Genomic DNA, 20,580 nt, shown 5'->3' on the forward strand with positions numbered 1-20,580 from the left:
TCAGGGTGACGGGCTGGTGACGCCCCCTGATTTCGTCAGCATGATCGGGACCTTGTTGCCGATCGCGCCGTGTGGCCGTTCCTCGTTGTAGTATCTACGCCAAGCCTCCAACTTTTCTGCCGCGTCCGCAAGGGTCAGGAACCAATGCTGGTTCAGGCACTCGGTCCGGAAGCGTCCATTAAAGGCTTCGATGAAGGCGTTGTCTGTTGGCTTGCCTGGGCGCGAGAAGTCGAGGACCACCCCGCGCTGATAAGCCCAGAGGTCCATGTCGCGCGAGACGAACTCGCTGCCCTGATCGACGCGGATCGTCTTGGGATAGCCAGCTGTGCGGCACACTCGGTCGAGCGTCGCGACCACATCCTCGCCGCGGTAGCTGTAGCGAACGTCCAGAACCGGCACGTAGCGCGAGAAGGTGTCAACGACGGTCAGAACCCGCAACTTTTTGCCCGTCGCCAGCTGGTCGTGAACGAAGTCCATCGCCCAGACATCATTCGGTCCGACAGCCACGGCACGGTCATCGCGCAGCTTCGCCTTCACCCGCCGTTTGGGCGTCTTGTGCCTGAGCTGCATGCCCAACTCCCTGTAAATCCGATAGACTTTCTTGACGTTGATGCCCCAGCCTTCGCGGTCCAGCAGAACGTGAACGCGCCGGTAACCATACCGGACCCGCGTTTCACAGATCTCCTTGATCCGCTTCGCCACGGCAGCCTGATCGGTGCGGCGGGATTGGTAGTGGAACGTCGAACGGTCAAACCCGATGGCCCCACAAGCCTGCCGGATCGACACCGCCCAATCGCTGCACATCCCGCGAACAAGTTCGCGCATCCGACCAGGCTTCAGAGCTTTCTGCGGATGACGTCCTGCAGCATCTCGCGGTCCAGCGTCAGGTCCGCCACGATCTTCTTCAGCCGCGCATTCTCGTCCTCGAGCTGCTTGAGCCGCTTCATCTCGGTCGGAAGCAAACCGGCATACTTCTTCTTCCAATTGAAGTAGGTCGCCTGGCTGATCCCCGCCTTGCGGCAGATCTCCGCAACTGGCGTGCCGTCTTCGCCCTGCTTGATGATGAACGCCTTCTGGGCGTCCGAGAAATTGCTCGCCTTCATCCGATTCCGCTCCTCTCCCAGCCGGAAAAGCGTAGCCGAAAACTCCAGCTTCAAACGGTCCAGTTTGGGGGGATCAGATCAGAACGAACCGTAGCTGTCAGCGATTACCCGGAGGCGTGGCCGTAAGCACTTTTGCCCCCGATGCGCGTTGCCGTCTGAACCGTCCTGTTCCACTCGCAAAACCTGCATCGTCAGTGCGTTTCCACACAGCCTCGGCCCAGAGCGGACCTTGGCGAGATTTGTGTCGCTGCGGCGCAGTTTCGCTAAACCGGCCATTCGCTGAACGGTAGTGGGCACATCGACCCCCTCGGAACCGTAACCAGCCTCGCACAGATTGAAACTCGCCATCTCGCCGAAGATGGATCATTCCGAAGCCTATCGCAGACCCGAACTCTGCTTACAAAACTTAAAGACCTGCTTCTCCACCGAAAAACCGAACTATAAGCAAACGGCTAGGGCCACAAACGCCACATCTAATAGATTGTTTCGGACGCCTTTTTGGCGAACCAGAAGCGAGGGGGCTCACCGCTGCGCTTCAAACCCACATACAGTCCTCGGACACCGGTTGAATCATTGTAGCTCCTGCTTGACTTATATTTCGAGAAACTGAGCTTGAAGATGAGGCTTTGCCTGTAGGATTTGAGCGCATCGTCAAGCCAGCCGTGTTTCGCCCACAGGATAGCACCCTCATCCTGATATCTGCTCCTATGACTATCGGGGTCCGGCTGCCACTCGCCCCAAACTTCGCTCTTCAATACGAGCCTGTTTGCGCGGTCACGCCAATGGCGTTCATCATCGTCAGATGTCAGCCCGAGTAGCTTGTTGAGCGCCAATCCCAGCCTTGGACGGGCCATAGCTCGCCGGGTGGCCCACTCGTCACGCTCGTCAATGCCAATGGGATACTTCTCCGGCTCCCATATCAACGGACGGAACGGCGTCTCCCCTGCGTGTCGGTCAACACGCCCATCTGACCAGAAACTTGGCAGCCAGAAATCGTGCTCAGTTGTTTTGGAGAACTTCGCACACTGCCCAACCGCGCCCCTCTCCTGGATTAGAGCGGACATGAACCTGACGAATACGCCATCCGGTGACTTCCAATCTCCACAGAGGGGCAAGAAGCCATCCCCAAGGCCCTCGGGGAACCCAACCTTCCGAAACAGCGCTTCATCATCTACGAGTGTTTCCTGGCTTCCTTTTCGTTCACCCAGGAGGTTCTGTCGCGCCTGCGCCGGAACAGAATCCTTGTGGTCGAACAACCACGATCCGTCCCTAAACGATACGTCGTTTTCCCTTAGCCACTCGTTCCAGGGATTCTTGTCTTTTGAGTCATAGCTGGCGCGCACGACGGGACGTGATTTCACCAGCTTCGTTGCGGCATGGAGGAGCGCATGCTTTTGCACGTGAGCACTATACGTCTCGTACCTATCGTCTGCGTCGTGCCTGTAACGAACGCCACCGGGGAAGTCTGACATACTCGTTGCACCGCGCCACTGTTGAATGACTTCATCGGCAATGCAGTCGTGGGCTTCGTTGTCCGACATCCAGAAGAGCCTCGCCAGATTTGACACCTTGTATTTGTCAAAGTCGTAGTCGAAATCTAAATCGATCCGCCGATCCTGGTTGCCTGGCCAACCATTGCGCACAATGACACCATGCGGAGGCGTCTGAATTTCACTCAATAGTTTGGTGCCCAGAGAGCTCGCGCCTCCATCGCCCTCTATGTGTGCCAAAGATCGAGCGAGATGAAGCCTGTTAATCGCATGCAAATCGGTTCGGTTTGCGAGTGCCTCAAGCTGTGGCCTAAGGGCTTCCAGTTCTTTGCCGTGATGCAGGGAGGCACGGGCTATCCCCATCAAGAGCCATTGCTGTGAATTCATGAATGCAAAGTGGTGACTGTCGGAGGCCAGTGATGCGTTCTCATTCACGTCGAAACGGCCAAGCAATTGCTTGACGTCCTCGGTCAACCCGACATCAATCATACCCTTCAGGCTTCTTGCCGCCCGCCATCTGACGAAGGCATCACTGTCTCCGAGTAAGTGCCAGATGATGTCAGCAACAACCTCGCTCTCGCTGCTCCTGCCCGCAAATGCACTGCGATACGATCCTTCGCCGATCTCATCGCCCACCTTGGCAGCCGAGCTCGACAGAAGACTCTCAAACGCCTCCAAAGCTGTCGATGGCTCAGTGTGATCACACAGGCTGGTGGCTAACTGAAGCCACTCGTCACCCCCGAGTTCAAGGCGCTCTTTTGCTATAGTTTCCAAGACCGATTGCAGCACAAACTTCGGATCGCCGCACAGCTCAGTCAGGCGGTAGATTTGCCTCGAAATGCTCGAGTAGCGAAGTTCGAAAAGCTCCGAGCCCTTGAATGCGAATAACCTCTTGATCACCCCAAAAACATTGTTCCTCACATGCGCCGTAGTGCCAGCCCATTCCTCCACATATTCGATAATCAGACGCAGCGCGTTATCAAAATCAAGTTCAGCGGATTCACAAAGTGCCTCGATAAGGTTCAGTCTGTTTGAATACGGGCATGTTTTACGTATCTCATCGAACAGGCGCTTCCTGTAGTCGAACTGCAATAATTCATTAACTTGGATTTCCTGCAACGCTTGATCCAGCGAGTGTGCGGACGTCGGATCAAACCTTGCGAGGATAGCTGCAAAGGCTTCCTCGCGAGACTTTTCGGTCTGCTTTCTTGTGCCTACATGGAGACTTTGATCAGTGACCGTACCGCTGTGATTCAATCTCGCACTCTCATGGTCGCGCCTATGCCGTGCTGCGGCTCGCAGGTCCCGAAGGCGGTCCCTCAATGCCTCATCGCCAATCTCTTGATAGGTATCCACACAGTCTATTAGGCTCTCCCACAGTGTTGGCCACCCTCCGAAACTGTGTTCGCTATCCAGCTTTCCCGCCACCAGTGAGAAGATGGCTTGCCTATCTCCCGGCTTGGCGACCGAAAGCAAATCAGCGAGGCCTTTTCCGACTTGCCACTCATGCCAACCGTGATCCTCACACACCGTAAGCAGTACAGCCGCGCGCCGTGGGTCCAGGCGCCCTGCCTTCGCAAGGTAACAGGCCAGTTGGGGAAGGCCGTAGGAATAATCCACGACGTCCTGGTCGGACCAGCGTATCAGCTTGTAGATTGCGGGAAAGCCGACGGAGGAAGAGGCAGCGCGTCCGAACAAAGTCCATCCAAACTTTGACGGTTCATGTTGGAAGATTGTGTGACAAAGATTCATGAGACGGTGCGAGAGCTCCGGCTTGATATATCCCCCAGGCTGCTCAGCCGCGTAATGAAGGGCGGAATAGATCAAGTCGAAATCATCTCCGCCCATCTGATCAAGCTGCGCCAAGCCTTGGCTGTAATACTCCTGTGCCTCCGCAATGCTCATCGGCACCAATGATCCGGCTAGTTGCCGATAAGACTCACCGCGCTGCTCAATGTATTCGTCCTGCACAATGTCTCTGGAAAGGGAGCTTGCGAAGGCCCCTGCCACATCAGAAAGGTTCGGGCGTCGGACAATAAGTGCGAAAACGCTCAACTTCTCGCTAAGGGAGAACCGATTCGCTTCGACAATCCCTAAAATATCTTCCGCTTCTCGTTTCTCGACGGTCTCACAATGCCCAAGCAATACCTTAACCAATCCAAAGCCGACATGGCGGGCAACAATATCTCTCCCGGTCTGGGAGTTCCAATGCACATCCGGCCGCAGTGCTGACTTCCAAATCTCCAAGTAAGTCGCCAAAACACTGCTAGATATCACCTGTCCAGAAAGAACAGCGCTCTCTATTGGTTTAACAAGTTGCAGGATGCATGTGGCGCCTTTGACGATGTTGTCCTGCTCATGTTCTGAGAACTGCTTGCGCTTATCGGCTAGTTTACCCCTCCGTTGCTTGCGATGTTTATCCTCGACTGTGAGGCTATCGAGGAAGGTTTTTAGATCTGCCGCTGAACCGATTTGTTTCGTCGTCGAAGTTACTTCTACGTCCTCTGGTATCAGGTGGCGAAACGACAAAGGCTTACCTTCAGACCACGCTCCGACGCATGCAGATTGAATCGGCACCCATATACTATTCCTGCCGTACCGCTCGCCGTAGTCATAGCTTGATGGCCTCCGGTGGCGATACAGTTTGAGCACCTGCCTTGCCGATCGCCTGGAGTTCACGATCATGGAGGCCATTGCCGCGCTGGAGACCGCACCTTGCAGTTCCATCTCGTAGTCTGAATCGTCCTCCGGCACTGTCTTCCTGTACCGCGCCGTAAGAGCGCTGGCCGCTCGCGAAACGGCTCTCAGTCTGCTTTTCGAAAGGCCACGGTCATTCGCTAGAAGCCCGATCTGGAGGGTGAGGGACAGGCACCTCTTGGAGGCAGCGAACTTGGCAAGAGTCTGCAACGCCTCACTTCCATTCGCTATTTCGTGCTGCGCGCACAGCGTGATCAGCTCTTCGATGACAGATAGAGCAAACCTAAAGCGCCAAATTTGCATGTTGCGATTAAATGACGAGAACTCATTCTTCAACACACTCAGGAACATCACCGCAGCAACATCGGATGCTTCCGGACCCGAACGCTGAATCCTTTTGGCCTCATCATCATTGTGGAGATACCAGTTTATCCAGCCAATTGCCCTGTTCTGATGAATGCGCGCTTCGTCTAGCTCATCTGAAAAACTGTACGCGACGATGAGGCGCGCATCACGAGCACCGCGCCATCCGGACCGATCGTTGAACAGTCGGCGTGATGCATCAGAGTCTCCCAGGACAGTCGCCAATGCCGGAGAGCGCCGGATGAACTGATCGCCCCTCACGTTTGCCGAAGCCACTTGCGAGAGTTCCATCGCGAGGCGCAAGACACGGTCCAGGTCATACTCGCGTGTGGCAAGCGAGAAAGCCGCGTATAGGCGCGCAAGCCTTAACCTCCGACGTCCATATTCGGATTCAACGACAGCCGGAAATTTATCTGATCTTGCAAGCTGATAAGCCCGGTTGCTGTCGCCAATGACCACAAGGAAATGCGGCAGCGCCTCTGCAGCGTAGACCGAGTCCTTCTGGCGCGCTTGAAGCCGTTGGGCGATGGACTGTTGGGCTGTGGCCTCGCTTGCGTACTGTTCCTTGATATAGGTCTCAGTCGGCTCGTCTCGGATTATTGCCCCGTGTTTGACTAGCTCAAGCATGGGCGCGAGATCGGATGCGGCGCTATTGACCTGGGATTCTGACCAGCCCAACGCCTCTGCAAGTTCAGTCAATGGGATAGGCGGCGGAAGAAGTGACAGAGCTGCGAAAAATTCTCGAACGTCATTTTCGCTCCAGCCTGCCGAGTGCAAGTCACCAATTATCTTGCGACACTTTTGTTCGATCAATTCCTCCACAGATATTTCGGTCTGGGGCGCGTTACCGGAAACATTTGTGTCCCAGCTTTTTTCCAGGTATTCGAGGACACGGGCATTTCCACGGGAACGCGCGAGAGCCGTTGAGAACTCTACATCCGTGATGTTCTCGCGCCTTGTCTCAAGAAAGCGCCGCGCTTCCATTTCAGTGAAGGGTTCGAGCTTAAGACGCTTAGTTTGGCTATTACCGATGACGCGATCCATCCTATGAGGACGTGCGGTGAGCAACAGCTTCACGCCCTCGATAGGCTCTGCGCTGAGCGATGCAAGCAGAAGCCTCGGAAAGGCAGGTTCATTGCGTGCATCAGCTTCAAGCTGCGCATTGTCTGCAGCGTCCAAGATAACCAGTACGCCTTGCATGGCGGACTGTTTCTTGACGGTCTCACTCGCTTGTTTGAGGCGCTTTCGGGCGACTTCGACCAATCCATAGTGATCGCTGTCGCTTGGAAGAAGTGGATCGCATAGCCCGCGAGCCGCCAGTTCATTGATGATTTGGAGCAATCCAATCCGAGGCAGGTGTCGGGCCTGAGCTTCGGAGCGATACGAACCGCCTCCGAAACAATCGAAAACGACGACCTCTAGCGTATCCGTCAGATTTGCCGCAAGGCTCTGGATGAAGACAGTTTTCCCAACACCGCCGTCGGCATGGAGGAACACCGGTAGATTGCAGGTCAAGACCCTGTCTCTTACATCTAGCTGGGCGCTCCGCTCAACGACGTCACCAACATCAACGAACCGCGTATCCGCCGGAAAAAGATGATCCTCATCACACTCAAGCGCATTGAGGACGTCCTCCCGCCTGATAGAGTTATTGCCCTGTCCCTCAATCTGCGCCTTCTCCCGGACAAGCTCCACAAGAGCGAACAGCCTTTTCGCCGCCTGACCGGCGGAATTAGCTGACCAGTCACTGACCGTTCTTCGCAAGAATCGATTCTGTGAAGGCAGATCGCTTGTCGAGGCCCGGAACTCGATCAGCGGAAATATGTCCCCCGCCTCAATTTTTTCTTCCTGACACCAGGTTTTAAGGTACTGAAGTTGTGTCTGAGCGCTACTCGTTGTAGGCGCACCTCCCGACTTTGCACAAGAAATGGCGCCCCAAAGTTCATCTGAGAACTCAGCGTTTGTCACGAACCCAAACGAGAGTTTCTGCGCGATCTCCTCCTGCGTCACGCTCACCCGAAATTCCCGTAGTGTTGCGGCGAACTTCTTGATCGTTTTTTTGAGATAAGATGATGTGACGGGCTCGGCGGCCTCTTTGTATTTGAACTGCAAGATTTGCTGAGCCGTGCAGGTCGCGAAAGTGTCGCCGCTCCCATAGTAGAGAACGAGATCAGCGATATCTTCTGCCTCTTTGCCAAGTTTGAGGCTTTCGTGCGGAGAAAGTCCTTCGACGACGATCGCAAAGAGATCGTCCTTTGGAAACACAAGCTGGAGGGCGCGCCGTGCCGCCCACCGTTCGTGAAAGGTGTGCCCGGCTCGTGATACTCTGACCGTGTCCATTCGTCGTCCGACTTCGCGCACTGTAACCTCGAGCGTTGTAATATAACCGTATATTGGCAAGAGATCACAGGCCAGCACAGAATGTAGGCTGAGTTTGTTGCAAAAGACCAATTCAATAATGAGCCTTAGCGCGTCGCCGCTGGCGCTCGTGGCGCGGTGATCGAATGCCTGCTCCAAGTGGATACCTTAACTATTCCGCTGCATCCGCATTTCTCGGCTTTCCGCCCGTAACAGACCGGGCGCCGGCCGTGTTGCGCCGGCGACGGACGTCCGCTTCTACGTCCTAAGATCCATAGTATGCTGCACCGCTGTCAGGCGGCTCTCCGCCCATGCCGGTCTTAGAAGCAGATTTCTTTGCAACTTCGGCGTCGGCCTAACGTGAGGTCAAATGAATAGGACAGGCGGCCGCCACAAAGCTGAGGGGTTGCTGAGTGCGGTTGGGCTACTTTGCCGTAGTGGGTTCAACGCCACCGAAACCTATGCCGACAGTGGTTTCACGGCAGTCCAGGGCCATCAAGCAGTTCGTCGGCTCGATGGTCCCGGGCGCTGCTCCATAAGCTACCGATTACATCGCTCTGGTCAGCGCGAAGAGTTGGGCCACTTTTCCGGCTTCCGGAGTTCCAAACGGCTTCAACACCATCGAGATGTCGAAATCGATCTGCTCGATGCCTTCCTTCAGCTGCTCGATCGGGAAGCCGTCCGAGTAGTGCTTCACGTTGACGTCGTTGTTCGTGTGACCAAGAAGGGCGTAGCGGATTTCCCGCGATAGATTCAGTTCGATCAGGCGTTGGTTCACCGATTTGCGGAAGCTGTGGAAATCCTTCCGTTTGACGTACACATCGTGCTTGCGGCGATATTCCGTGAACTCCTTCGAGATCGCTGCTCCCAAGGTGTCGCGCGAGCCTTTCGCGAGATGCGGGAAGAGGCAGACTTCACCTTGTGTTCGACGCAGGTCGACCAATTTCAGCAGTCCGAGCTCGATCAGTGACGAATGAAGCGGAATCCTGCGGCGTGCAGCCTTGTTTTTCAGGCTACGGCCGAAATCGTCCGTGACATCGACCAGCCAGATCCCGCGCTCGGTCTTGAAGTCGCCGACGCGCAGTTGAAGCGTCTCTTCGAGGCGCATTCCCGTGAAGAGGGCAATCATGACCGACCAGAACATCGGGTTACCAACGTCGTCGAGGCTACTCGAGAAGAGCGGGGTGCGCAGAAGCTTGATGAGATCATCCGCCCACACCTTGCGAGAGCGGTCGCCTTCTGCCTTCTGTTTGGTTTCCAGCTGGGCCGAGGTCCAGATGACATTGCTCATCGGATTCTTTGCGATGTGGTCCTCGGCGTAGACAAACGTAAAGAAGCGCTGCAACTCCTGCATCTTGCGATAGATCGTGTTGGCACTCAGGCGCTCGATGCTGACGTCGAAAACGGCATCGCGGATGTTGCCTTCCGAAAGTTTCTCTGCCTTCCAATGGGCCTCGACAAGAGATTTCAGTTCGGCTTCTTCCGTGTCGGCCTCTGCGATGATGTCGTCGATGCTGCGTTGGCCCGAATCCAGCTCTTCCATCTTGGTCCCCGACCGGCAGAAGGTGTTCGGGAGCTTGCAGAGTTTCTCGAAGAAGCTTGCGCACATGTCGGGTGTAATCTTTCCGACCTCGGTATCTTCCATCACGGCACGGAAGATGCGCATCGTCGCACCGGCGTTTTCCAGCTGCTTGTCGGTCTTCTCTCCAGTGCTGACCTGCCCTTTGGCCGGTCGGTTGAAAGGGTAACCGGCTTTAAGGTGCGCAAGATAGCGTTCCGACATCTCGCTCAGGAGAGGGGTCCTGGTTCGATAGGGGATATGGCCTGCCCTGGCGACGCCTGCCTGAAATGCCTCACCATTTGCCGGCACTACGCTGGTGCTCTGCCCAAACGCCATTGTCTCGGAGGTTCGAGCGATGGACGTTGGCGCGGCGGCCGCACGATTATTGATGGTCGGATCATTAGTGAATGCGGAGGTATAGGACCAAGGATCGAGCGTCCCGGAGCCAACATCCTGTGATGCACCTTCATCCGACTCCTGGGTGACCTCGCATTCAGAAGATTGCGCTGTCGTAGCCGGTTGTACTTCCATCGGTGGGCTTGTCGTTTCGTGGTCTGAATCTGCAACCTCGGGGCTGGATGCCGGAGCCGCGGAAAGATTGGCGATTTCGGTGACTATGGGTGCGGCGGCAACCGGGACGGCTGATGCGAAACATCCTGCAACAGGTGCGGACTGCACGTTTGACGTTGCCCCGCTTGCGGTGAAGCAAGCGGATTGACTGGCAAAAACCGGCGGCGCGACAGGCGGGCGTGAAGCGAGAAACACAACTTCACTCTCGCTCCGGACTTGCTGTCGGGCGGAGCGGAAAAAGACCGACGGCTCGTCGAACTCGCCGCCGTCGCGGGCTATGCGCTCTTTTGTTGCATCGAGCAGACCGCGTACAGTCTGGTGGGCTGCACTTCGCCATTCACTGCTGTCCTCATCCGGCGTGAGGCCGAGGTTCCGGGCAGCAGCCCTCATGATGTCGTGAACGAGGCTGTAATCACGAAGCAGGATGGCCTCTTTGAGTGAGGCGACCAGGGCGTCGAGCTTCGCCTGTTCGATAAGGGCTTCGTTGCGCGTCCGTGCCGGCGCCAGGGCACGCAGCCGATCAGCCTCGCGCACTTCGCGTGCGAGGGTCTCGGTGATCAGGGCGTGAATTTCGGACGTGTTCATCTCGACGGACCCGGCAGCTTCGAACAGTTGGCTCGACAGCTCCGTAAGCCGGAGAGCGAGAGGGATGGCTATCATCGGGTCTCCGGTTCGCAGAGACAAATGAAAGATGGAGGTTTGAATCCCTAATTTTCTCGGCGCCCTCCGTCGCCAGAAGTAGCCCGAGGGCCTGAGTTCGAGATGGGGGATGGTCTGCTCCGGCTTCATGGTCGCTCCTCCGTCGGAGCGCGGTGCCCGGGCTGTGCCCTGCAAGTGCCCCGAATGTGCCCTGGAGTGTGCCCCTGCCGGGTGCGGAAAGAAGAAAAGCCCCGCGATTTGCGGGGCTTTTTCCTTTGAAATCAGAGCTTTAAGGGCTCATTTGGCTCCGGCGGTAGGGATCGAACCTACGACCAATTGATTAACAGTCAACTGCTCTACCGCTGAGCTACGCCGGAACACGGGGGGTCTATAGCAACGGGTTTGCGGGGCGTAAAGGGGGAAAGCGCAGAAAAGAGCGGGGGCGTCAGGAAAGGTGGAATGCGGTGTCGTGACGAAGGAGGTCCGGCGTCGAGACCGATCCTTTCGACGTCAAATCAATGAGATGGGCAAGGACGTTGCGGCGGGCGGCGGGAAGGAGCGCGGGGGCGATGTCGGTGTAGACGCGCTGCGTGAGGGTGGTCGCGTCGGCGGGTCCCAGCGTCAGGGCGTCTAGGATCTGCGCTTCGCGTTGCAGGCGGTGGTCGATCAGCGCGCGCAAGCGCTCTGCGGGGGTTTCCACCGGCTCGCCATGGCCGGGCAACAGGCGCAGCCAGGCTTGGCTGGCAAGGCGGCGCAGGGAATTCATGTAGTCGGTCATGTCACCATCGGGGGGCGAGACGATGCTTGTGGACCATCCCATGACATGATCGCCGCTGAAGAGGACATCCTCTGCCGCAAAGCACAGATGCGCCCCGAGGTGTCCGGGGGTGTGCAGCGCCGTGACGCTCCATGATGCGCCCGCGACGGTTTCGCCGTCGGCCAGATGCCGGTCGGGCGCGAAGGAATGGTCGAGCCCTTCGCCCCCACCGGCCATGCCGGCCGCGGCGAGGCTGGACATGAGCGGGCTGCGCCCCGCCGTCGCACCGCCAAAGGCAAGGACGGGCGCGCCCGTGGCTGCCGAGAGGCGCGGCGCCAGCGCCGAATGGTCAAGATGCGGATGGGTGACGAGAATATGGGTGATGCGCTCGCCCGCTGCGAGCGAGTCGAGGATCGCCGCAAGATGCGCCTCGCTGGCGGGGCCGGGATCGATCACGGCGACATCGCCCCGACCGAGCAGATATGTGTTCGTGCCGGTGCCTGTCAGCGCAGAGGGGTTCGGTGCGCGCAGGGTGCGGATCTCGGTCATGGGGCTTGGTCTTTTCATATGGGGCATCGGGCGTTACTGTGTCAGGTGATGTCATTCAAATCCATCATGCCGCGCAGCCTTTACGGCAGGGCCGCCCTGATTCTGATCGTGCCCATCGTCACGATACAGTTGGTGGTATCCGTAACCTTCATACAGCGCCATTTCGAAAAGGTGACGCGGCAGCTGACCGGCGGTGTGATCGCCGAGCTGGTGTTGATCGAGGGTGAGGTCAACGCCGCTTCGACCCCCGACGCGGCACGGGTGCGGCTGGCCGAACTGGCCCGAACCTTGCAGATCAAGGCCGTTCTGCCCGCGCCCGACCCCTTGCCGCCCGCCGACCGGCGCGAGTTCTACGACCTGTCGGGACGGGTCGTGATCGACACGCTGCGCGGCGGGTTTCCCGAACTCGGTCCTGTCGACCTGATCACCGATGGCGATGTGAACCTGCAACTTCCGTCGCGCTGGGGGCAAATCGGGTTGCAGCTCGACCGCGGGCGTTTTTCGGCAAGCAATCCGCACCAGCTGCTGGTGCTGATGATCGTGGCCTCTGTGCTGCTGACGATCATCGCCTTCATGTTCCTGTCCAACCAGTTGCGCCCCATCAAGCTTTTGGCCGAGGCGGCCGAGGCCTTCGGAAAGGGGCAGATCATTCCCTATCGTCCCCGCGGCGCGACCGAGGTGCGGGCGGCGGGGAACGCCTTTCTTGACATGCGGTCGCGGATCGAGCGGCAGATCGAACAGCGCACGCTGATGCTGTCCGGTGTCAGCCATGATCTGCGCACACCGCTGACGCGCCTGCGGCTAGGGCTGTCGATGTTGCCCGAGGATGACGAGACGCAGGCCTTGCTGGGCGATGTGGCCGATATGGAACGGCTGGTGGGCGAGTTCCTGTCCTTTGCCCGTGGCGACGCCACCGAGGAGAGCGCCGAGGTCGACCCGATGGCGATCGCCCGCAAGGTGGCCGAGAATGCGGGACGCTCGGGCCAGCAGGTCGCGGTCAATGGCGGGGCGGGCGACATCAGGGTGCGTCTGCGACCGCAGGCGGTGACGCGGGCGCTGGAGAACCTTGTCGGCAACGCGCTGCGCTACGGATCGCGGGCGGTGATTACGGTTTTGGCCAATGAACGGGCGTTGCGCTACGTCGTCGAGGATGATGGCCCCGGTATCCCCGAGACGCGGATCGACGAGGCGCTGTCCCCGTTTGCGCGGCTGGACGATGCGCGCGACCCGAACCGCGGGGGCGGGGTGGGGCTTGGCCTGTCCATCGCCTCGGATATCGCGCGCAGCCACGGCGGAAGCCTGCGGCTGGGTCGCAGCGAAACTCTGGGCGGCTTGCGGGCCGAGCTGATGCTGGCACGCTAGTCGCGGCCGAGGTCCATCGTCCAGTAAAGCTGGCCGTCCGCACCCCGTGCCACGCCGATGCCGACATCTTGCAGGCTGCGGCCAAGGATGTTGCGGCGGTGGCCTTTGGAATTCATCCAGCCCGACATGACCGAAGGCGCGTCGAAGTATCCGGCCGCCACGTTCTCGGCGATTTCGCGAAAGCCGTATCCGGCACGTTTCATGCGCGCGGGAAGGGTCGAGCCGTCCGAGCCTTCGTGGCTCATCCGCATGTTTGCGGCATTGTCACAGGTATGGTCCTGTGCGGCCCCGGTCAGGGCCGGATGCGCGGAAAGGGGCGGCAAGCCCTTGGCTTTGCGCTGGTTATTGGCAAGGGCGACCACCTCGGATCTGAGGGATGCGGCATTGGCAGGGGTCTCGCACGGGGCGGCAAGGGCCGGAACCGGCAGACACAGGGCAAGGGCAAGGGCAAGGGCGATCCGGCGCATGGGTGACCTTTCACGGGCTAAGCGATGATGTGGCGGTGCCAAACGGGTCGAGAACCGGCCCTGCGGCGGCGCGGGCGTCCTCGATATCATGGGTGACGAGCAGGACGGGAAGGCCGAGGTTGCGGGCGCGGTCGAAGACGAGGCTGCGCATCTGGTCGCGCAGGGCGGTGTCGAGCCGCGAGAAAGGCTCGTCAAGCAGAAGGGCCTGCGGTTCGGCGAGCAGGCAGCGCAGCAGCGCGACACGGGCGCGTTCGCCTCCCGACAGGGTCGCAGGATCGCGCGGCCCGAATCCGGCAAGACCGGCCGAGCCGAGGGCAGAGTCGATTCTGGCGCTTCGGTCCGTCATGCGGGCGGGCAGCGCAAAGCCGAGGTTGCCTGCGACGGAAAGATGGGGAAACAGCAGATCATCCTGAAACAAAAGCCCGATCCGCCGCAGCCGGGTGGGCAGGGCGGTCACGTCGCGCCCGCCCAGCAAAACGCGGCCCGTCACGGCAAAATCGGGCGGCAAGGTGCCGATGATCGCGCCAAGCGCACTCGACTTGCCGGCACCCGAAGGCGCCATAAGCGTCACGATCTCGCCGGGGCCGATCGTCAGGTCGAGCGCCACGAGGCGGCGGCCGGCAAGGGTGACGGTCAGGTTTTCAAGGCGCAAGGTCATGCCAGCATTCTCCGCCGATGCCGCCAGACGATGCGCGGCAAGGCAAGTGCGATCCAGAAGCAGAGCGCCGGAAGCAGAAGTTGCAACAAGGCGAAACTGCCGATGATGCGGCGGTTGCCCCCCGAGGACAGGGCGACGGCCTCGGTCGTGAGCGTGGTGACGCGCCCGCCGCCAAGAAGGAGCGTCGGAAGGTAAAGGCCGACCGACACCGCCATGCCCACGGCAAAGGCTGTCAGCACCGGAGCCAGCAACAGGGGCAGGCGCATCTGCCAGAAGATCCGCGCTTCGGTCGCGCCAAGGGCGCGTGCGGCGATGGCAAGGCGCGGGTCGAGGTTGCGGAAGGGTTGCGACAGCGAGAGAAAGACATAGGGCAGCACAAAGACCACATGCGCTGCGGCGACGGCGATCCAGTTGCCTTCAAGTTTCGCTGCCAGCGCAAGGGTTTGCAGACCGGGAAGAAAGACGACCTGCGGCACCAGCAGCGGCAGGTAAAGCAGCATCATGGCGCGGGGCGTCGCGCGAAGGCCGTGGCGCGCCTCGGCCTCGAGACAGCCGAGGGCGAGGGCGAGGGCGGCGAGGGTGGCGGCAACGGCGATGGCGATGGTGCGCGCCGTGGCAGGGGCAAGGTCGGGAAGGGCGGTCCGCCATGCCGCCAATGACAGGCTGGCGGGCAGGGCATCGGAAAAGCGCCAGTCGGCGGCGACGGACCAGAGGGCCTGCGCCGCGAGGCCCGCGAAAAGCGCACCGGCCAGAAGTGTTGCGGCAAACAGGGCAAACCGGCGCACCGGCCGGTCGAGAGCGGCGGCGCGGTGGCCCGACATTGCCCAACGGATCAACAGGGCGCGCGCGGCGATTTCGGCCATGCGCCAGAGTGTCAGGGCAAAGAGGACAAGCGCCAATTGCAGGACCGCCCCCGCCGCCGCAAGGTTCTGGCTGGTCAGGCTGGGTGCCATTTGCCAGTTGACGACCTGTTGCGACAGGGTGGGCGGCAGGGTCGGGCCAAGGATCAGCGCCATGTCGACGACGGTCATCGCATAGGTCAGCACGGCATAGACCGGCAGGCGGAGTTGGCGGTAGAGCGCGGGCAGAATGGTCAGCAGGAAGCCGCTGGCACGGCCGTAACCGAGGCTTGCCGCAGTGGTAAGCCTGCGCTCGGGATCTGTCGCGGCAAGTGAGGAAAGCGCCATAAGCAGCAGAAAAGGCAGCTCTTTTGCGATAAGACCCGCTGTCAGGGAAAGGCCCCACGGGTCATTCAGGATCAAGAGGTCGGGCGGAGAGGTCCAGCCCGTTGCCCAAGGCGAGAGGGCGCGGGCGATCCAGCCCGACGGGGCGATCAGGAAGGCAAGTCCAAGTGCTGCGGCGGCATGGGGCACCGCAAGCAGCGGGGCGAGCAGGCGGCGGATGCGGTCGAAGGCAGGGCTGCCATAGAGCGCGGCGAGGATGGCCAGGCAGAGGCCAAGTGCGACAGCGGTCGAGGCAAGACCGGTGCCCAGCGACAGGGCCGAGGCGCGGGGAAGGCCGGGCCATGCGGCGAGGTCGCGAAAAGCTGTCGCGCCATCGGCAAAGGCGGGCATGAGCGTGCCCGCAAGCCCCGCCAGCACCGGCACCGCCATGAGGGCGAGTGTCAGGCGCGGCAGGGCGCGAAGGCTCATGGGGCGACCCCGTAGCGGGTGACCCAATCCGCGGACAGGCGTGTCATCCAGCTTGAATGGGGTTCGAGAAGGGCCGGGCCAAGCGCTTCGGGCGGCAGGGTGGCAATGCCAAGGTCAAGCGCGTCGAAACGGGATTTGTCCTCGGGAGCAAGGGCTTGCAGGTCGAGAACGGTCTGGAACCCTAGCACGCCCGGGTCTTGGGCGCGGGCCTGCACCTCGGGGTCGAGCAGCAGGTTGGCGATGACCTGCGCGCCCTCGGGATGGGCGGCGTTGAAGGGGATGGCGACGAATGAGGCATTGCCGATGGTGCCGCCCTGAAGCGTGAAGGTGCGGATCGTGTCGGCAAGGTTGCCTGCCGCGATCTCGGCGCTGGCGCGACCGGGGTTGAAGGCGAAGGACAGGAAGGTCTCGCCATCGGCGAGAAGCTGCCCCAGCGCGGGTTCATTGGCCGGAAAGGCGCGGCCCTGCCGCCAGAGGGCGGGGTGGATGCGGTCGAGAAAGGCCCAGAGGGGGGCCGTCTGTGCGGGGTAGGCGGCATCGTCAACCGGCATTTGCAGCAAGGCCGGATCGGGCATGGTGCCGTAGAGCACCTGCTTAAGAAAGGTGGTGCCAAGATAGTCGGGCGGCTGCGGATAGGTGAAACGGCCCGGATTGGCGGTGATCCATTCGCCAAGGGCATCAAGGGTTTGCGGGGCGTCCTTTACCTGCGCGCTGTCGTATTCGAACACCAGTTGTGCCATGGCCCAGGGAGATTCGAAGCCATCGGTCGGCAGGGTGAAGTCGGTCACTGTGGCGGGTTTGCCCTTGGTGTCGACGAGCGGCCAGTTGGGCAGGCCCTGCGCGAAGGGGCCGAAAAGAAGCCCTGCGGATTTCATCGCGGCAAAGTTCTCGCCGTTGATCCAGATGAGGTCGACGGCGCCGCCGCTGGTTTGTCCGGCGGCTTTTTCGGCCTGAACGCGGGAGACGGCATCGGTGGTGGCGGCAAGTTTGACCTGTTCGAGGGTGACGCCGTAGCGGCTTTGCGCCTGTTCGCCGACCCATGCGATGAAGGCGTTGATCTTGGGATCACCCCCCCATGCGTGCCAGTAGACGGTTTGCCCGCGCGCGGCGGAAAGAAGGCTATCCCATTCGGCTGCAAAGGTTTTTCCAGCCAGCGCCGGCGAGAGGGCAAGGCCTGCGAGAAGGCGTCCGAAGTCCCGTCTTTGCATGGTTTTCGCTTTCCTTGGGTCTGTGCTTGGGCTTGGATATGCAAGCAGGGGCCGACGTGGCAACAAGGAAGTGGCAAGCCCTACGGAAAGGTGAAGCGATGCTGGACGGGGTGATGCGGCGGGTGATCGACCCCGGACTGAACGCGGCGGGGCGGGCCTTGTCCAAGCGGGGCGTGGGGGCGGATGCGGTGACACTGGCGGGGCTGGCCCTCGGGCTGGCGGGGGCGGGGGTGATCTGGGCCGCAGGGCCGTGGTGGGCGGCCCTGACGCTGGTGCTGGCAAGCCGGTTGCTTGACGGGTTGGATGGGGCCGTGGCGCGGGCAAGGGGCAAGACCGATTTCGGCGGATACCTTGATATCGTTTGCGATTTTGCCTTTTACGCCGCCATTCCGCTGGCCTTTGGCCTGCGCGATCCGGACCAGAACGGGGCAGCCGCCGCCTTTTTGCTGGCCAGTTTCTACATCAACGGTGCCACGTTTCTGGGCTATGCGGTGCTGGCCGAGAAGCGGGGAATGCAGACCGACGGCAGGGGGGAGAAGTCGCTGTATTTCACCGCCGGATTGCTGGAAGGAACCGAGACCATCGTCTTTTTCGCGCTGCTTTGTCTGTTTGCCGATGGCTTCGTGCCCTTGGCCGCGATCTTCGGGACCTTGTGTCTGGTGACGGCGCTTGCCCGGGTGGGGATGGCGGCGCGGGTGTTCCGGGCGGGTGCCGCGCCTGCCGCGACGGACCCGCAGATACCGTTGTAAAGGTTGGCAAAAACGCCGCTGCGGTAAGTGCGCGTTAAGGGGGCGGGATGCACGAGAGATGCACGCTTTTTCGCAGACGCCCCTTTTCGCGGTGCGTTTTCTAGGGAAATTCTTAACCACCTTGCGCTTAACCTTTGCGCGGCACGGTCGTCTTGCAGCTTGAAGCGGGCGCGGCGCGAACCATGATTAGGCGGGGGTGCCCTTGCAGCCCCCCGCGACCACCACTAAGACTCACTCGACTGAGCGATGTCATACCAGAGAAGAGGCCCGGAGCGAGATGCGCGATCCTGTTGATCACTACATGAACACCCTCGTCCCGATGGTCGTCGAACAGACGAGCCGCGGGGAACGTGCCTATGACATTTTCAGCCGGATGCTGAAGGAGCGGATCATCTTCATGTCCGGCCCCGTGCATGACGGCATGTCGTCGCTGATCTGCGCGCAGCTCTTGTTCCTCGAGGCGGAGAACCCGTCGAAGGAAATCAGCATGTACATCAACTCGCCCGGGGGCGTGGTGACGTCGGGGCTGTCGATCTATGACACGATGCAATACATCAAGCCCAAGGTCTCGACCCTTGTGATCGGGCAGGCGGCGTCGATGGGGTCGCTTTTGCTGACCGCGGGGCAGAAGGGCATGCGTTTCAGCCTGCCCAACAGCCGCGTCATGGTCCACCAGCCCAGCGGCGGCTATCAGGGGCAGGCGACGGATATCATGATCCACGCCCGCGAGACGGAAAAGCTGAAGCGCCGCCTGAACGAGATTTACGTCAAGCACACCGGCAACGACCTTGCGACGGTCGAAGCGGCGCTCGAGCGGGACAATTTCATGTCGGCCGAGGATGCAAAAGCCTGGGGCCTGATCGACGAGATCGTCGAAAGCCGTGGCAAGGCGGACGATACGTCGAAGTAAGAAACCGCCCCCCGCCGACGGGCGCGGCGGGGGGCGATTTGGCATTGTGGGGGGAAAGGGCTTGGCCTAGACTTTCCGTGTAACGATCCTGAAAGCGGCCCTTCGGGGTTGCGGACGCAGAGGAAAACGATGGCGAACAACTCTGGCAGCGACAGCAAGAACACCCTCTACTGTTCGTTCTGCGGCAAGAGCCAGCATGAGGTCAGGAAGCTGATCGCGGGCCCGACGGTGTTCATCTGCGACGAATGCGTCGAGCTGTGCATGGACATCATCCGCGAGGAGACGAAGTCCACGGGGCTGAAATCATCCGACGGCGTGCCGACCCCGCGGGAAATCTGCAAGGTTCTGGATGACTATGTGATCGGGCAGATCCACGCCAAGCGCGTGCTTTCGGTTGCGGTGCATAACCACTACAAGCGCCTGAACCATTCGTCGAAAACCGATATCGAGCTGTCGAAGTCGAACATCCTGCTGATCGGCCCGACGGGCTGCGGCAAGACGCTGCTCGCGCAGACGCTGGCGCGCATCCTTGACGTGCCGTTCACCATGGCCGATGCGACCACGCTGACCGAAGCCGGTTACGTGGGCGAGGATGTGGAGAACATCATCCTCAAGCTGTTGCAGGCGTCGGAATACAACGTCGAACGGGCGCAGCGCGGCATCGTCTACATCGACGAGGTCGACAAGATCACCCGCAAGTCGGACAACCCCAGCATCACCCGCGACGTGTCGGGCGAGGGGGTGCAGCAGGCGCTTCTGAAGATCATGGAAGGCACCGTTGCAAGCGTGCCGCCGCAGGGGGGCCGCAAGCATCCGCAGCAAGAGTTCCTGCAGGTGGATACGACGAACATCCTGTTCATCTGTGGCGGCGCTTTCGCGGGGCTGGAAAAGATCATCGCGCAGCGCAACAAAGGGTCGGGCATCGGTTTCGGGGCCGATGTGAAGGACCCCGACGCGCGCGGCGTGGGCGAGCTGTTCAAGGAGCTGGAGCCGGAAGACCTGCTGAAGTTCGGGCTTATTCCCGAATTCGTCGGCCGTCTGCCGGTGATCGCGACGCTGACCGATCTGGACGAGGAGGCGCTGGTCACCATTCTGACCGAGCCGAAGAACGCGCTGGTCAAGCAATACCAGCGGCTGTTCGATATCGAGGGCGTGAAGCTGACCTTTACCCCCGATGCGCTGATCGCCATTGCCAAGCGGGCCATCAAGCGCAAGACGGGCGCACGGGGCCTGCGGTCGATCATGGAAGATATCCTGCTTGATACGATGTTCGAATTGCCGGGCATGGACGGGGTGGAAGAGGTCGTGGTGAACGACGAGGCCGTGAACGCGGCCGAGGCGAAGCCGATCCTTGTCTACACCGAAGCCAAGAAGAAAGAGCCCGCGACGGCCGGCTAAGGCCGGTTGCCACGGGCGCAAGGGGGCGGGCCTAAGGGTCCGCCCTTTTGCTTTGAGGGCAACGATTTTTCTGCGAAAAATCCGGCCCC

Annotated in this window: 12 protein-coding genes and 1 tRNA gene; 4 read left to right on the forward strand and 9 right to left on the reverse strand. The window is 60.4% G+C overall.

What is annotated here, in order from left to right:
* The 5 genes from H7F16_RS06545 to H7F16_RS06565 form a co-directional block, all read right to left on the reverse strand.
* Positions 1-1,103, reverse strand: a protein-coding gene (locus tag H7F16_RS06545; protein WP_185796787.1) for an IS3 family transposase whose coding sequence is annotated in 2 segments (ribosomal slippage) — positions 1-842 and positions 842-1,103 — 1,104 coding nt in all. Because the reading frame shifts where the segments join, the coding sequence is not laid out codon by codon here.
* A 473-nt stretch (positions 1,104-1,576) separates the two neighbouring features.
* Positions 1,577-8,170 carry a P-loop NTPase family protein gene (locus H7F16_RS06550; protein WP_206682582.1) on the reverse strand — a complete coding sequence of 2,198 codons (6,594 nt, stop codon included), beginning with the start codon at positions 8,168-8,170 and terminating at the stop codon, positions 1,577-1,579.
* A 388-nt stretch (positions 8,171-8,558) separates the two neighbouring features.
* Positions 8,559-10,931 carry a tyrosine-type recombinase/integrase gene (locus H7F16_RS06555; protein ID WP_185796788.1) on the reverse strand — a complete coding sequence of 791 codons (2,373 nt, stop codon included), beginning with the start codon at positions 10,929-10,931 and terminating at the stop codon, positions 8,559-8,561.
* Between the two features lie 152 nt (positions 10,932-11,083).
* Positions 11,084-11,158: transfer RNA gene (locus H7F16_RS06560), tRNA-Asn, on the reverse strand.
* A 68-nt stretch (positions 11,159-11,226) separates the two neighbouring features.
* Positions 11,227-12,087, reverse strand: coding sequence for an MBL fold metallo-hydrolase (locus H7F16_RS06565; RefSeq protein ID WP_241741332.1), 861 nt, complete (start codon positions 12,085-12,087; stop codon positions 11,227-11,229).
* A 48-nt stretch (positions 12,088-12,135) separates the two neighbouring features.
* Between H7F16_RS06565 and H7F16_RS06570 the strand changes: the two genes are divergently transcribed.
* Complete coding sequence (locus H7F16_RS06570) at positions 12,136-13,449, forward strand: ATP-binding protein (protein ID WP_185796790.1); 1,314 nt, start codon at positions 12,136-12,138, stop codon at positions 13,447-13,449.
* Here H7F16_RS06570 and H7F16_RS06575 read toward each other — a convergent pair.
* From H7F16_RS06575 to H7F16_RS06590, 4 genes are read right to left on the reverse strand one after another with little or no spacing between them, the layout of a single operon-like run.
* Positions 13,446-13,916, reverse strand: a complete 471-nt coding sequence (locus tag H7F16_RS06575; protein WP_185796791.1) for a CAP domain-containing protein — start codon at positions 13,914-13,916, stop codon at positions 13,446-13,448. The two genes, H7F16_RS06570 and H7F16_RS06575, sit on opposite strands and share 4 nt — an antisense overlap.
* Before the next feature lie 10 nt (positions 13,917-13,926).
* Positions 13,927-14,574, reverse strand: a complete 648-nt coding sequence (locus H7F16_RS06580) for an ATP-binding cassette domain-containing protein (protein ID WP_185796792.1) — start codon at positions 14,572-14,574, stop codon at positions 13,927-13,929.
* Positions 14,571-16,226, reverse strand: a complete 1,656-nt coding sequence (locus H7F16_RS06585; RefSeq protein ID WP_185796793.1) for an ABC transporter permease — start codon at positions 16,224-16,226, stop codon at positions 14,571-14,573. The genes H7F16_RS06580 and H7F16_RS06585 overlap by 4 nt, the downstream gene beginning before the upstream one ends.
* Positions 16,223-17,434 (reverse strand): ABC transporter substrate-binding protein, encoded by a 1,212-nt coding sequence (locus H7F16_RS06590; RefSeq protein WP_185796794.1) that lies wholly within the window; start codon positions 17,432-17,434, stop codon positions 16,223-16,225. Before H7F16_RS06590 ends, H7F16_RS06585 begins: the two co-directional genes overlap by 4 nt.
* A 98-nt stretch (positions 17,435-17,532) precedes the next feature.
* Between H7F16_RS06590 and H7F16_RS06595 the strand changes: the two genes are divergently transcribed.
* From H7F16_RS06595 to clpX, 3 genes are all read left to right on the forward strand, one after another.
* A complete protein-coding gene (locus tag H7F16_RS06595; RefSeq protein WP_185796795.1) occupies positions 17,533-18,183 on the forward strand; it encodes a CDP-alcohol phosphatidyltransferase family protein in 651 nt (216 codons plus the stop codon).
* Positions 18,184-18,460: 277 nt separating this feature from the next.
* Complete coding sequence (locus H7F16_RS06600) at positions 18,461-19,093, forward strand: ATP-dependent Clp protease proteolytic subunit (RefSeq protein ID WP_185796796.1); 633 nt, start codon at positions 18,461-18,463, stop codon at positions 19,091-19,093.
* Positions 19,094-19,222: 129 nt separating this feature from the next.
* The gene (gene clpX, locus H7F16_RS06605; protein ID WP_185796797.1) at positions 19,223-20,491 is read left to right on the forward strand and encodes an ATP-dependent Clp protease ATP-binding subunit ClpX; all 1,269 of its coding nucleotides are present in this window, start codon (positions 19,223-19,225) and stop codon (positions 20,489-20,491) included.
* Positions 20,492-20,580 lie beyond the last annotated feature (89 nt).

The sequence above is a fragment of the Paragemmobacter straminiformis genome, from assembly GCF_014243445.1.
GTDB lineage: Bacteria > Pseudomonadota > Alphaproteobacteria > Rhodobacterales > Rhodobacteraceae > Paragemmobacter > Paragemmobacter straminiformis.

Bases quoted from the DNA above. Each gene is read 5' to 3' on its own strand.
- H7F16_RS06570 (WP_185796790.1), top strand. From the start codon at position 12,136: ATGTCATTCAAATCCATCATGCCGCGCAGCCTTTACGGCAGGGCCGCC.
- H7F16_RS06590 (WP_185796794.1), bottom strand. From the start codon at position 17,434: ATGCAAAGACGGGACTTCGGACGCCTTCTCGCAGGCCTTGCCCTCTCG.
- H7F16_RS06600 (WP_185796796.1), top strand. From the start codon at position 18,461: ATGCGCGATCCTGTTGATCACTACATGAACACCCTCGTCCCGATGGTC.
- H7F16_RS06575 (WP_185796791.1), bottom strand. From the start codon at position 13,916: ATGCGCCGGATCGCCCTTGCCCTTGCCCTTGCCCTGTGTCTGCCGGTT.
- H7F16_RS06565 (WP_241741332.1), bottom strand. From the start codon at position 12,087: ATGACCGAGATCCGCACCCTGCGCGCACCGAACCCCTCTGCGCTGACA.
- H7F16_RS06555 (WP_185796788.1), bottom strand. From the start codon at position 10,931: ATGAAGCCGGAGCAGACCATCCCCCATCTCGAACTCAGGCCCTCGGGC.
- H7F16_RS06580 (WP_185796792.1), bottom strand. From the start codon at position 14,574: ATGACCTTGCGCCTTGAAAACCTGACCGTCACCCTTGCCGGCCGCCGC.
- H7F16_RS06595 (WP_185796795.1), top strand. From the start codon at position 17,533: ATGCTGGACGGGGTGATGCGGCGGGTGATCGACCCCGGACTGAACGCG.
- clpX (WP_185796797.1), top strand. From the start codon at position 19,223: ATGGCGAACAACTCTGGCAGCGACAGCAAGAACACCCTCTACTGTTCG.
- H7F16_RS06585 (WP_185796793.1), bottom strand. From the start codon at position 16,226: ATGAGCCTTCGCGCCCTGCCGCGCCTGACACTCGCCCTCATGGCGGTG.